This is a genomic window from Rossellomorea sp. ABR4_012, from assembly GCF_056159545.1.
The window spans coordinates 836268-849562 of record NZ_JBSWVK010000001.1 but is presented as its reverse complement, the minus strand read 5'-3'; the positions used below and the strand labels follow the sequence as shown (position 1 = coordinate 849562).

Here is a 13295-nt window from a genome sequence, read left to right as displayed (position 1 = left end):
GCCTTTAGCTCGCTAAAGGCCCGTCCCTCGATGCGTTAATTCAGTAAAGTTTCCCTTGTCTGTACAGGATGGTCGACAGTTTGGTCACGGAATGGATGTAGCAGTTTTGGCGGAGCGGAAATGGGTCTCCGAAGAATTGCGGGAGGACCGTATCGAGCGTTACCTGCATTTTTTCATATAGTAGCCTGAACACCTCGTCTTCTGAGTAGAATTGGGTTTCACGTCCTTGAAGCCATTCGAAATAGGACACGATGACACCACCGGCATTGGCCAGGATATCCGGCACGATAATGACACCTTTGTCACTCAAGAATTTGTCGGCTTCTGTGGTGACAGGGGCATTCGCTCCTTCGACAAGGATATCTGCCTTTATTTTTTCCATATTATCTTTATGGATCTGGTCTTCTAAGGCAGCCAGAATCAGGACATCCACATCAAGGTATAATACATCCTCCCTGTCCGATATCGCTGCCTTAACATCAATCTCCTTCAACTGTTCTTCAGTGGTCGGAAGGTCTCCCTTATTTCTCATCGTGAATTCAACAAGCGCAGGAATATCCAGTCCATCCGAGTTGTGCAGCGTCACATTCCTGTCACTCACCGCAACCACTTTGTTCTGAAGATGAGTGGATTGATACGCTTCAAGAGCCGCCACCGAACCAACATTCCCGAACCCTTGAACAGAAATGGTCAATGGCTTGTTTTCATATTTCAAGGCTGTCTTGGCAAAAATATTATCCGTTTTCGTGAGCAGATTCTTCTGATTTTTAATAAAATCATAAATCATATATCGGAAGGTAAAGTACACACCCTTACCGGTTGCTTCCCGGCGTCCCAAAGAGCCTCCATTGATCACGCTTTTTCCGGTAAAACTCCCTCTGTACGGGTAACCCGGGTGAATGCTTTTATACTCGGCCATCATCCAGTCCATCTCCCGCTCGCCAGAACCCATGTCAGGTGCAGGTATATCCTTGTCGGGACCAAGCACATCACTGAAATACTGGACATACTTTTTCGCAATCACATTAAGCTCTTTGTCGGTGTAATCACGCGGATTGATGATGATTCCGCCTTTACCGCCGCCGAACGGAACATCATGAAGAGCATTTTTCAACGTCATCAGTGAAGCAAGATTGACGACTTCATCTTCATTCACCATCTCATGAAATCGAATCCCGCCCTTATAAGGTCCGAGCGCATTATTATGCTGCACCCGGAAAGCAGGGATCCGGTCGACACGCCCATTTTCAAGCGGCACCCTCAAGAAAGACTTATGTACATGATTCGGAGTAGACAAAATCGCTGTCAGGGATGTAAAAGCCTGCTCCCTCGCTTCCCCCTGCATTTCCGGCAGAAAATTCTGGTCTTCCAGTAAAGCATCCAATGATTTTTGAACAATGTCTCGCGTTTGACTGATCATGTTTCCCCTCCTGTTAAAATTAGAAAATAGTAGTATTTGGTATTAGTTATAAAGTTCCCCATCTTTTTATGCTTAAAACGGAAAATCATGTGTGTTTCTATGTTTTCAAATCACCAGGTTCGGTTTCCAAAAAAAAAACTGCTTTCCCTTTCAAATGGGCAGCAGTTTTCATTTAACGTACGTTTATTTACCACAAACCATAAAGCAATGTTCCATCCTCTGTCCAAAGCTTTGAACCTTCTCCATTGTCATCACCTGTTTCAATCGGCTCCCCTGATTCAATAACCTGTTCAACAAGTGCGGCAGCTTTTTCCTTGGAAGTCCCCGTGTAATAAACATATAAGTCCACGAACAATACTTTTAAATCTATGCTCGTTGAAAATCCATAGTTTAATCCAGCAAGAGCCTTTCTTTCTTTATCAAAAATTACAGCTACGTCAGAGCTTGGAATGTAATAGTATCTTCCTCCATGCCTTCTGGCAATTTCATCAATTGCATTAAAGCGTTCACCAGAAGGTTCCCGGCTATAGATTGTTACATGACCGCTTGAAGATGTCTCGGTAAACCTCATAGGAAAAGCTTCTTGTTCAGCCTTCTCCTCCTCTGCTTTTTCCCTCTCTCTTGAAAGACGTTCTTCTTCTGCACGTTTCTTTTCTTCTAGTGCCAGTTTTTGTTTTTCATATTCCTTCGAAGCTCGTTGTAATTCTTCCTGGAACTTTTTGTTTGTGTTGCTGTAAGGTAATTTTGCAACTTTCTCTGATAGATGTGAAACCGTTTGTTCGAATTCCACTTGTGGGAGAGAAAATTTTTCAGCGTTCGTCTTGAGTTCTGCGATTTGATTCGACACTTCTTGATAATCCGCTACCTGCTCTTCTATACGTGCGATCTGCGGTTTATATCTGTTTGCAAAAAACTCTCTGATAGAGGGATTTTCGATTGTGGCTGCCTGCTTCGTAAATTCAGCAAGCTCTTCTTTTAAAGAAGTAAGTTGCTTTGATAAAGCCGGATCGAGCGGATCATCCTTCACTTTTTCACCAGCATCATGAATTCTGCTTTGCAGCTGATTGGCGATGGGAACAATACCGTTGTATTCTTCAATTCCTTTCATTTTAGGATTTAACTCTTGTTTGACTGTTTCTTCATTTGCTCCATTCAATTTCGAGAGTTGTTTCTCCGTATCATTCAGCGATAATTGGGCCGACGCTACAGCCGTTTCATCCAAAAGTGTCAGCAACCCGCCTTCCTCTGCATCTTTCAAATGGAGTTGCATCGTTTCATATAAGGAAGACAAACTCCCCTGTGCCGAAGCAAATACTTTTTCTGCCTTTCCTTTCTCTGTCTGAGAAAGCACGTACATCGTCAGGAAAGAAAAAAGCACCAATCCTACGAGCCCCAAAGCTATACCTACTAATTTACCTTTGTTGAACATCCATTTCCCCCACTTTTTCCCTTTTTATATTAGACGATATCCAGCCATATTTTATTTCATTTTTTTAAAATTTATATCCATTTTTTTCTCAATAACAATTAATTTCCGAAATTCCTTAAAAATGAGGATTTATAAATAATTAGCAACCTTGACAATCCCTACTAATACACTATAATTAAATTCATTAATTCCGATTAGATTAATATGATTAATAAGAAAAGGTGATTATTTGTTCATTCAAATCGAACATCTTAACAAACAATATAGTGATAAAACCGGTAAACCCGTGGATGTTTTAAAAGACATCAACCTTGAGATTGATAAAGGGGAATTCGTTTCTATCCTAGGTCCATCAGGGTGCGGAAAGTCCACATTACTTTCAATTGTTGCAGGTCTAACCAAGTCAACCAGCGGGGGGATCACGGTCGGTGGAAATACGATCAAGAAACCCGGAAAAGACCGCGGTATGGTATTTCAGCAGGCTGCCCTGTTTCCATGGCTGAATGTTCGCGATAACGTGACCTTTCCCCTGAAAAAAGAAATGTCAAAAAGCGAAGCGAGACAGCAGGCTGCAAAGTATCTACATATGGTGCAGCTTGGAAACTATCAGGAACATTATCCCCATGAACTTTCAGGGGGCATGCAGCAACGAGTGGCGATCGCGCGGGCACTGGCAATGGATCCGGAAGTCCTTCTGATGGATGAACCATTCGGCGCACTCGATGAACAAACCCGTTCCCGCCTTCACGGCCAGCTTGAAACGATCTGGATGGAAACGAAGAAGACCGTTCTTTTCGTCACCCACAGCATCTCGGAATCCATTAAACTATCAGATCGGATCATCGTAATGGGCACCCGCCCAGGTACAATCCTTGCTGATATCAAAGTGGAGATCCCCCGTCCAAGAGGAGCTCATAAAGAAAAAATGGTAAAAATCGAGGAGCATATCATGAGCTACCTGAAGAAAGAAATCGACAAAGTCATTAGTGAGGAATTGGCCTATGAACACAGCTCTTAAACGAATCATCTTCTTTGCACTTATCATCGGTTTTTGGGAAGCGGGCTCCCGATTTGGATTGTGGACGGAAGTTGTGCTCCCTTCTCCCACTTCTGTTTTCGACGCTCTACTCACCGGCATCAAGGATCAGACCCTCATCATTGACCTGGTCGCAAGCTTCAAGCGGCTGCTGATCGGATTGGGCATTGCACTGCTGATCGGAACGAGCATCGGCGTGCTTTTGGCTAAATCCAAAACGGCAGACGACACGCTTGGTTCGGTCTTACTAGCCTTGCAAAGTGTACCCAGTATCGTATGGCTACCGCTGGCGATCATGTGGTTCGGATTAAATGAAAAATCCGTTATCTTTGTTGTCATCCTGGGTGGAACATTCGTAATGGCACTGAACATCCGAATGGGAATAAAGAATGTATCGCCGCTGTTTTTAAAAGCAGCACAGACAATGGGGTCGAGAGGATTGGATTTATTCATACGGGTCATCTTCCCCGCTTCGATCCCTTATGTGGTGACAGGTTCACGGCTCGCCTGGGCGTTCGCCTGGAGAGCACTCATGGCCGGCGAGCTATTGAGTACCGGACCAGGTCTCGGCTACACGCTCCGCTATGCATCAGACTTTGGGGACATGAGTCTTGTTATCGCGGTGATGATCATCATTGGTGTTGTCGGTGCAATTGTAGATCAGCTGATCTTCCAGCGTGTGGAGAAGTCTGTTATTAAGCGTTGGGGGCTGGAGTCTTAGGGAGCTATTTTAGCTTAGCCTGTAGTGGATTTTTGTTTTTGATAATAAAATTGGATTTTTGATAATAAATGGTTGGTTTTTGATAATATATTTCCTTTTTTGATAATAAAAAGTGTTGTTTTTGATAATAAACGTCACGGTGTTACGTTATATCGTATTAAAACCCTGACTTATAGTCAGCTATTCACCCATACAAACCAATTAGGAGGCCCAAAATGAAAAAAATCTTTCTTTTCACAGCGATTTTCTTCCTCTTCACCGGTATTTTAGCTGGATGCGGTACGTCCGACAAATCGTCAGGATCATCTTCTGACAAAGAAAAAATCGTCATCGGCTACTTCCCGAACATCAACCACGTCCCGGCGATGGTTGCAAAAGAAAAAGGCTACTATGAAGAACAGCTTGGAGACGGCACAAAAATCGAATACAAAACATTCCCGGACGGTTCATCTTTCATGACCGCCCTTAAAACAGGCGAAATCGACGCCGGCCTTGTCGGACCGGGACCTGCCATGAACAACTACATGACAGGAGCGGATGTGAGAATCATCGCCGGCGGGTCAACTGGCGGTACAGTCGTACTCGCAAGTGAACAAAGCGGCGTGAAATCAGTCAAAGATTTTGCCGGCAAGTCTTTCATTACACCAGCAGTAGGCTGTACACATGATGTTCAAGTCGAGACATTCCTGCAAGAGCATGGCATCGAGTCTTCACGTATCGGCGGAACCATGAAGCACGTTACCGGAAACCCCGCTCAATATGCGGCGATGCTGAAGTCAGGTAAAGTGGATATCGCAGTAGCTCCTGAACCTTGGGCAGCGGTCATCCAGCAGGAAACAGGTGCAAGAGTCATCATCGACCACGACGAAATCTCATTCGGTGAAACACTGCCGGCATCCGTCCTTGTTGCATCCGGAAAATCAGTCAAAGATAATCCTGAACGAATCCAAAGTATCGTTGATGCTCACAAACAGGCAACAGAATTCATTGCTGAAAACCCGGAAGAAGCGAAAGAAATCACGATCAAAGACATTAAAGAAGTAACTAAACAAGAACTAAGCAAAGAAGTCGTCGACCAGGCTTGGGATCGCATCGGGTTCACCTACAAAGTTGACTCCGACGCCGTCCAGGCATTCGCCGACTCATCCTACGAACTTAAATTCCTAAAAGAAAAACCAACATTCACCGACCTGATCGATAAACAATTCATCGACTAATCCAAAGGCCCGTCCCTCGCCACTTTAACGTGGTGAAGTGGCGGACCTTTCTTGTAAAAGGGGGAGATTGATATTAAGAGGTTTTGGTTTGTTGTGTTGGTTGGATTTCTGGCAGTTGGTGTTTCTGGATGCGGAAATAAAAATGTAGAAGAATCGTTTCCGATGAGTGTAGAGGTAGGTGAGCTTGAAGCTGTGAATCAGGATGGTGAAAATGTAAAGCTATCTGAGTTAAACAAGGACAAAATCGTGGTCGCTGATTTCATCTTCACAAACTGTGAAACAGTCTGTCTACCTATGACAGCGAATATGGCGGAGCTGCAAAGAGAGATTAGCAAAGCCGGCCTTCAAGAAAAAGTTCAGCTCGTCTCGATTTCAATCGATCCCGAAGAGGACACTCCTGAAACATTAACCGAATACAGTAAAAAGCACAGCTCAGACTACAGTAACTGGACGTTCCTCACCGGCTACACCCGTGAAGAGATCGAATCCTTCGCGAATGTTTCCTTCAAAACACCCGCTGCCAAGGTAGAGGGCTCGGATCAGTTTGTCCACGCGACTTCCTTTTTCCTGGTAGGTGAATCGGGTACACTCCTAAACAAGTACGAAGGGGTATCAGATCCGCCTTTTGAAGAAATCATCAAGGACATCGAAAAGCTGAAATAACACACAAATAAAGCTTGATTCCACCCCGAAACGAACGGGACGGAAATCAAGCTTCTCTATTTTACCTGCAGCCACTCATAAAACCCTGCTTCGCTCAACACTTGGTCTGCCTTGTTTCTACCACGGCGGAATGTGACCTCTAGACCCTCCTGCTTCACTACACAAACCAAATCAACCAATGCCAAAATTCCAAATTGGTTGATGATATCCAACTGGCTAATATCGATTGATATGTTTCGATAGATTCTAAAATGGTCTCTATATTCAAGTAAAAACTCATCTAATTTTTCAATCGTGGAGGAACCGAGATGCCCTGACAGAGCAATCTGCATCATTCCAGCATAAGAAGTGACCTATATATTCAAGCTTTTTGTATAAAGACGAGTGTGGCCCATACTGATGAAAAGATCTTTCCCGGAAGCCGGATGGTAGAAGAAACACATTTCCTGTTTGGTTGAAAGATTCATAGGTAGCACCTCAATCTTTTAGAGTTTAATATAAACCAGATAGTATTTATTACCCACTACAACTCCTACCTAAACATCAAATTCGGGATTTTTTTCCTAATCTTTTAAAAAAAGCTTTATCCCTCCGACAATTGAAATCCATAATGGGATCCTTAATACCGTTACCCATACCAACCCAAAAAATTGCTTTCTTCCTTCAGAAACTCCTAGCTATTATCTTGGTAATAACCAGTTTAGGCAGGTAGTGTTAAAATAAATGGGAACTCTCTGAAAGAATTCCCAACATTTCTGCAGCATGTAAGTTTTATTTTTTTGCGCCGTAATGATAATCAAAATTATCTTTAAAATCCTCCCAAAATATGAAAGCTTCTTTTTGTGCCGGTTGTTCTCCTGAACAGTTTTTATAAAATTCTTTTTCATTTTCGCCCTTAATAAACACTTTACCGAAAATCCTTTTATGTCCTGACACTTCGAGTTTTCCGGCGACACACACCTTTGATTCCTCACTGACGGTTAGGTGCTTCCCTACCTTTAAATCACCGCCAACATAGATAGAGGATGGCCCTTCTATATCTAAGTGCCCTTTGAAATCCGCAGTTCTTCCCACTTCTAAGGTAAGATCTTTTACATTGTTCATATTCTTTCCCAAGATGAAATAACCATCTACATGGATTTTTGAACCTTCCAAATTATTACCATTTCCTGAAAGCGTTAAGTCACTTAAAGAATAGATTAAATCTTTCTGGATTTTCTTATTATTGCCTGAATACGTTTTAGAGATAGTTATTAAAACTTCGTCACAGCTATTGTACAGGCTATCAGGGTTTTTACACTTGTCTTCCACCGTAGGCTGCGGAATTTTTTTAAGAAAATCACCGCCTGACGAATTAGTCCCATCCCCTTCTGGCGTAATCTCAAGAGGGATGGTGGTTTCGGCAAACAAGATAAAGTCTTCCTCGATCCCGTCCTGCTCTTTTATACCCCTGCTTGTAAAATTTATGACTATTTCAGGATAGACCGAGTTTGAGATATCTGGCTTTATTTCAAAGGCAGCATCTGTATCAACCGGAACATCTACTTCTTTTAAAAAGTCAGGCAGCGTTTGGATCATCAGATTAAAGATGTCTTCTTCCCCGTAAACTATGCTTTCATCCCTTTTAATTTCATCCAGGACCGACGCCCTGCTTTTTTCAAGGGCATGCTTAATGGAAATCTTATAATGAGGAATCCCCATTTCAGCCAACGCAACAGCCTGATAATTTTTTTCTACTTTTCCATTCTGCTTTGCGCTGTTATAAGAGGCACCCAGCAGACTTAAAGCAATTACCATGAATACAACGAGTATTAGTAAAGACAGAACGAGTGCGTAACCTTTTTCTTCTTTAATCTTCATCTGTAGAGCTGCCTTTCAATTTATATAGAGTGGTTGTCAATTCAAATGTATTGTCAGGATGTTCTTTGTCCTGAACGGTCAGTTCTAATTCCCGGGAACCGGAACCCTCGATTTCTTTGGTCATACCAGAGAGACAGAGTTCGGAAGATGAAAACGTCTTGAATGGCTGAGGAGAGCTATCAGAATCATATATTTCTATTTCACAATCTGTATTTACTAGTTTATATGTAGCATAAGACTGATGTATCCGTGTCAACTCCATTGAAACAATATTAGCTTCTTGCTGCATGGCCGTTTGTGATACAGCCTTTTCCGAATAGGCTAAACCCTGAAAAAAAACATTCCATAGTACCAGCCCAATCACTGAAAGAATAGCTAAACTTGCAAGGACTTCTATTAACGTGAGGCCATTTTGATTCCTTATCATTCAATCGCCCCCTCTGCAGTAACGTACCCATAGGTCTCAGTAATTTCTTTACCATTCTTATCTATTTTTATGAAGACTTGGCGGGGTCTGTCATTTTGACCATCAATCATGAGTTTTATCTTTACATCAAACCCCTCAACCATTTTTCTAAAAAGGTAATACGAAGTATCTTCCAGGTTGTATCTTTGATAATCATAAGGAGCGTTTGCAACATCGGGCTCCTCTAAAAAAATGGCTATTTCACCTTCTTCATCAATCGTCCATTGAGCAAGTATTTTCTTTGCTACATTTATTCCCTTTGTTTTGACTTCATTTTGTTGATTCATCATCCCCACTTGAGGAAAGAAAGAGAGGATCGATACAACAATAATAGACAAAATTGTAATGGCCGCAAGAATTTCAACAAGCGTCAATCCTTTTTCGTTTTCAAGCATTGCAATTCCCCTTGTAAGATATTCATCCTGTTTTCTTACAATCTATTATAGCACTTATGAACTCAGTATTACCTTTATTTACATGACTCTTTTTTCTACGATGAGGGACCGTTGCTCTTCTTTTTCCTCTCAGTCTTGATTTATTGTAAATTCTTTGTTAATACCTTTCTACGAGGAAATATTCCTCCTTTTTCTCTGATAAAATATAACTAACCCTTACTATGGAGGTATCATATGAAACCATTCCATTCAAGCTCCGAAGAATCTTTTCTGCCATTCTCTACCCCACGATTAGTTACGAAAGCAATTATACCTGCAGCAGGATTAGGAACCCGTTTTTTACCGGCTACAAAAGCTCAACCAAAGGAAATGCTTCCCATTGTCGATAAGCCTGCCATTCAATATATAATTGAAGAGGCTGTGCAATCAGGAATCACCGATATCATCATTGTCACAGGACGGGGAAAACGAAGCATTGAAGATCACTTCGACAAATCGTATGAGCTTGAAGCTGCGCTTGCCAAGAAAGAAAAATGGAGCGCTTTGGAAGAAATCCAATCCATCTCCAACCTCGCAAACATCCATTATATTAGACAGAAGGAGCCTCTCGGTTTAGGTCATGCTGTTCTCTGTGCCCGCTCTTTTATAGGCAATGACCCTTTTGCGGTCATGCTCGGAGACGATATCGTCGAATCAGAAGAACCGTGCTTGAAACAGTTAATCAAAGCGTTCGAGAAGCAGCAAGCCCCTATCATCGGAGTTCAGCAAGTTCTGGAAAAAGATATCTCCAAATATGGGATCATCGATTCTTTTTACTCAGGTGATTCACTGAGAAGTGTGAAAGGCTTAGTAGAAAAACCTCACCCTGCAGACGCGCCTTCCAACCTAGCGATTATGGGACGATATATTTTAACCCCTGATATTTTTCATTTCTTAGAAACGTTACAAGCAGGGGCAGGAGGAGAATATCAGCTAACGGATGCCCTCAACCAATATAATTTACAGTTTCCTTTGTATGCAAAGATTTTTGAAGGAAAACGATACGATATAGGAGACCCGCTTGGTTTCATTAAAGCAACCATTGAGTTCGCGATGGGACGTCCGGAAATAAAGAATGATTTACTGGACTATCTCACCAAATTACGTACAGAAATAAAGGAGGGATAACACTTGAAGATCACGATTATTGGAGCTGGATATGTCGGTCTGGTAACCGGAGTCTGCCTGGCTAGCGTGAATCATGATGTCATGGTGTTAGACATTAACCAGGAGAAAATAAATAGATTGAAGCAAGGGACTTCCCCTATTTACGAGCCTGATTTGGAACCTCTGCTTAATCAGCAGCTGCAAAATCAAAAAATTACCTTTACAACAGATTATCACGAGGCTTTTAAACAGGCAGAAATCATCATCCTGGCAGTCGGTACGCCATCTAAAGACGATGGATCTTCCGACCTCACCTTTATTAAAAACGCTGCTGAAGAAATCGGTGCTCATTTGCAGAAGAACGACACAATTATTGTGACCAAAAGTACTGTTCCAGTAGGTACAAATAAAAAAATCAAATCATGGATACAAAACAGTTTGTCCGCTCCCTTCCAATTCAGCCAGGCCTCTAACCCGGAATTTCTAAGAGAAGGTTCCGCTATCCATGATACGTTTAAAGGAGACCGCATTGTCATCGGTGCGGACAGTCAAGCGACTGCTGCCAAGCTTGAAGAAATGCATAGACCTTTCAACGTGCCGATCATGCATACTTCCATCGAAAGTGCCGAAATGATCAAATATGCGTCAAACGCCTTCCTGGCAACTAAAATCAGCTTCATCAATGAGATCGCGAATCTTTGTGAAAAATTAGGCGGTAATATTGAAGATGTGGCACAAGGAATGGGAATGGATAATAGGATAGGTCCTCATTTTCTGCAGGCAGGTATTGGTTATGGAGGCTCTTGTTTTCCGAAAGATACGAATGCTCTTGTCCAGCTGGCTGGAGATATAAACCATAAATTTGAACTGTTAGAATCCGTGATCAAAGTAAATGCCAAGCAGCAGGTAAGTCTTGTAAATAAAGCAAAGGAACACTTCCGCTCTTTATCCGGCAAGAAAGCCGGTGTCCTCGGTCTTTCTTTCAAACCGAACACCGATGACATACGGGAAGCCGCCTCTATTGAAATCGTTAAGCAGCTGTTGGCAGCGGGAGTGGATGTCACGGTGTATGATCCTGTCGCCATGGAAAATGCTCAATCGGTATTAAGAGACTCTGTGAGCTACGGGGAACATCTTGTTGACGCTATAGAGGATCAAGACATGTTGTTCATAGCTACAGAGTGGAATGAATTTAAAATCCTGAGACTTAAAACGATTGCCAAACTGATGAAGAATCCGGTTGTTTTTGACGGCAGGAATTGTTTTTCTTTGGAAGAAGCGAATGAAACTATGATTGATTATTATTCCATTGGCAGACCGGCAGTTGTAAACTCCTCGTCCCTTATTTAGAAATATAAAAAGTATAAAGTAAAAAAGAGCCTGAACAGTGAATCGTTCAGACTCTTTTTAATTTAGTTAACAGAAGGGACTGTTATTAAAGGAAGTTGAATGGTAAATACAGTCTGTTCAGAGCTAGATTGACATGTAATTTTCCCATCATGCTTCTCAATCAGCTTTTTGCAGATGAACAATCCGATTCCTGTCCCAAGCTCTTTTGTTGTATAAAAAGGTTCAAAAATCGCATTGATGGTTTCCTGTTGTATTTGAGGACCATTGTTACAAATGTTGATGGACATTTCATCATCGATGATTGAGGAAGAGATCCAAATTTTCCGTTCTCCTTCCACCTGTTGAAGCGCATCGATGGAATTCATGACTAAATTCAAGAATACCTGTCTCAGCTCATCCTGGTTTCCAGTGATCTTGACCTTCTCATCAACATTGACTTCGATGGTCACTTCCCCTGCCAGCAGGCTGGGGTAAAGAAACTCAATCAGTTCTTCGAAAAGGGCAGCAATGACGACATCTTCCTTTTTTCTTGAAATGATTTCTTTCCTTGATACATGCAGGAATTGTGAGACACGGTAATTCAGCTGATCCAGCTCATGCTGCATAATATCCAGGTAGGGAAGGTGCGGGTGATCGTGCTGAAGTAATTTGGTAAAACCGATAATGGAAGTTAACGGATTTCTGAATTCATGAACAAAGCTTGAACTCATTTGTCCGAGTATCGTCAGCCGCTCTTTATGTGTCTGATCAATATAAAGTTCCTTCTCCTGCAGCTGTTTGTCCCGGATATCCGTGTATTGTTTCACGGCAAGATAAGAGAAGCGGTCAAATAACGTGTTAATTTCCTCAAGATACCTCTGGAGGGCATCCCATTCAATTCCGGAACGGCTCACCCATTTGATGATTTCACTTTTCCCGACATTGACATTGTAAACAAATTCGCTGATATTTACATTGGCTGTCACCCGTTCGTGAGCAGTTTTAAACGCAAGTGCCTGGATTTCCTCTTCAGTCAAAGGGTGTTTAATGGCACGCTTCACCAAGTGAAACATCCGGAGTCCATTCTGCAGGACTTCTTCCTTGTAAAGATCATCCTCAGAAATGACAATCTTCTCTCTCCAATTATGTAAAAACTCAGCTGAATGTTCCTCTAAAAAAGCTATGAGTCTATCAGAAGTACTAGTCATTAACTGGCAATCCCTTCGTTCCCTTATTTTCAACATTCTGTCTTTACTACTATCATAACAGAAAGTAATGGCCCCTGAGATAATTTCTATAAATTACAAGGCCCGTCCCAGACTCTGGTAAAGCACTAAAGCATCAGGTCTACGGAAATTGCTTTACTTGGCTAAAAGCCCGTCCCTCGATCTACTAAAGTACTAAAGAACTTTCGACCAGAGGGTTCGTTTGGTTTCGACAGTGGGTGGGTCGTTCGGTTTATTTCGTTTATCGAAATGTATCGAATAGTGATTTTCGATATCCTAAATTCCCCATCCGTCCAGCCTGGACCAGCCTAAAATATCTAGTAATTTCAGTAGAATAAGTTCGTCCCAATTGTTCATGTATTTTACTAGAATGCTCTCTATACTTAA

13 protein-coding genes are annotated in these 13295 nt (G+C 42.1%); 6 read left to right on the top strand and 7 right to left on the bottom strand.

What is annotated here, in order from left to right; translation table 11 throughout:
• Positions 1 to 40: 40 nt before the first annotated feature.
• Both ACXAFV_RS04185 and ACXAFV_RS04180 read right to left on the bottom strand, forming a co-directional pair.
• The gene (locus ACXAFV_RS04185; protein ID WP_475124645.1) at positions 41 to 1420 is read right to left on the bottom strand and encodes a Glu/Leu/Phe/Val family dehydrogenase; all 1380 of its coding nucleotides are present in this window, start codon (positions 1418 to 1420) and stop codon (positions 41 to 43) included.
• 187 nt (positions 1421 to 1607) lie between these two features.
• The gene (locus ACXAFV_RS04180) at positions 1608 to 2849 is read right to left on the bottom strand and encodes a hypothetical protein (RefSeq protein ID WP_475124644.1); all 1242 of its coding nucleotides are present in this window, start codon (positions 2847 to 2849) and stop codon (positions 1608 to 1610) included.
• Positions 2850 to 3078: 229 nt separating this feature from the next.
• Between ACXAFV_RS04180 and ACXAFV_RS04175 the strand changes: the two genes are divergently transcribed.
• From ACXAFV_RS04175 to ACXAFV_RS04160, 4 genes are all read left to right on the top strand, one after another.
• A complete protein-coding gene (locus ACXAFV_RS04175) occupies positions 3079 to 3867 on the top strand; it encodes an ABC transporter ATP-binding protein (RefSeq protein WP_475124643.1) in 789 nt (262 codons plus the stop codon).
• Positions 3851 to 4606, top strand: a complete 756-nt coding sequence (locus ACXAFV_RS04170) for an ABC transporter permease (protein ID WP_475124642.1) — start codon at positions 3851 to 3853, stop codon at positions 4604 to 4606. The genes ACXAFV_RS04175 and ACXAFV_RS04170 overlap by 17 nt, the downstream gene beginning before the upstream one ends.
• 215 nt (positions 4607 to 4821) lie before the next feature.
• Positions 4822 to 5823 carry an aliphatic sulfonate ABC transporter substrate-binding protein gene (locus tag ACXAFV_RS04165; protein ID WP_475124641.1) on the top strand — a complete coding sequence of 334 codons (1002 nt, stop codon included), beginning with the start codon at positions 4822 to 4824 and terminating at the stop codon, positions 5821 to 5823.
• 93 nt (positions 5824 to 5916) lie between these two features.
• Positions 5917 to 6486: an SCO family protein gene (locus ACXAFV_RS04160; protein ID WP_475124640.1), complete on the top strand. Its 570-nt coding sequence runs from the start codon at positions 5917 to 5919 to the stop codon at positions 6484 to 6486.
• Positions 6487 to 6542: 56 nt separating this feature from the next.
• Here ACXAFV_RS04160 and ACXAFV_RS04155 read toward each other — a convergent pair whose 3' ends face one another.
• The 4 genes from ACXAFV_RS04155 to ACXAFV_RS04140 form a co-directional block, all read right to left on the bottom strand.
• On the bottom strand, positions 6543 to 6821 hold the full coding sequence (locus ACXAFV_RS04155; RefSeq protein ID WP_475124639.1) for an STAS domain-containing protein: 279 nt from the start codon (positions 6819 to 6821) through the stop codon (positions 6543 to 6545).
• A gap of 436 nt (positions 6822 to 7257) precedes the next feature.
• Positions 7258 to 8346: a hypothetical protein gene (locus ACXAFV_RS04150; protein ID WP_475124638.1), complete on the bottom strand. Its 1089-nt coding sequence runs from the start codon at positions 8344 to 8346 to the stop codon at positions 7258 to 7260.
• Positions 8336 to 8773, bottom strand: a complete 438-nt coding sequence (locus tag ACXAFV_RS04145; protein WP_475124637.1) for a PulJ/GspJ family protein — start codon at positions 8771 to 8773, stop codon at positions 8336 to 8338. The genes ACXAFV_RS04150 and ACXAFV_RS04145 overlap by 11 nt, the downstream gene beginning before the upstream one ends.
• Positions 8770 to 9207, bottom strand: coding sequence for a PulJ/GspJ family protein (locus ACXAFV_RS04140; RefSeq protein ID WP_475124635.1), 438 nt, complete (start codon positions 9205 to 9207; stop codon positions 8770 to 8772). Before ACXAFV_RS04140 ends, ACXAFV_RS04145 begins: the two co-directional genes overlap by 4 nt.
• A gap of 234 nt (positions 9208 to 9441) precedes the next feature.
• Here ACXAFV_RS04140 and galU point away from each other — a divergent pair, with 234 nt between their 5' ends.
• Positions 9442 to 10374: a UTP--glucose-1-phosphate uridylyltransferase GalU gene (galU, locus tag ACXAFV_RS04135; protein WP_475124634.1), complete on the top strand. Its 933-nt coding sequence runs from the start codon at positions 9442 to 9444 to the stop codon at positions 10372 to 10374.
• Between the two features lie 3 nt (positions 10375 to 10377).
• Entirely contained in the window at positions 10378 to 11703 is a 1326-nt protein-coding gene (locus tag ACXAFV_RS04130) for a UDP-glucose dehydrogenase family protein (protein ID WP_475124632.1), read from the top strand.
• 62 nt (positions 11704 to 11765) lie between these two features.
• Here ACXAFV_RS04130 and ACXAFV_RS04125 read toward each other — a convergent pair whose 3' ends face one another.
• Positions 11766 to 12890, bottom strand: a complete 1125-nt coding sequence (locus ACXAFV_RS04125) for a histidine kinase N-terminal domain-containing protein (protein WP_475124631.1) — start codon at positions 12888 to 12890, stop codon at positions 11766 to 11768.
• Positions 12891 to 13295 lie beyond the last annotated feature (405 nt).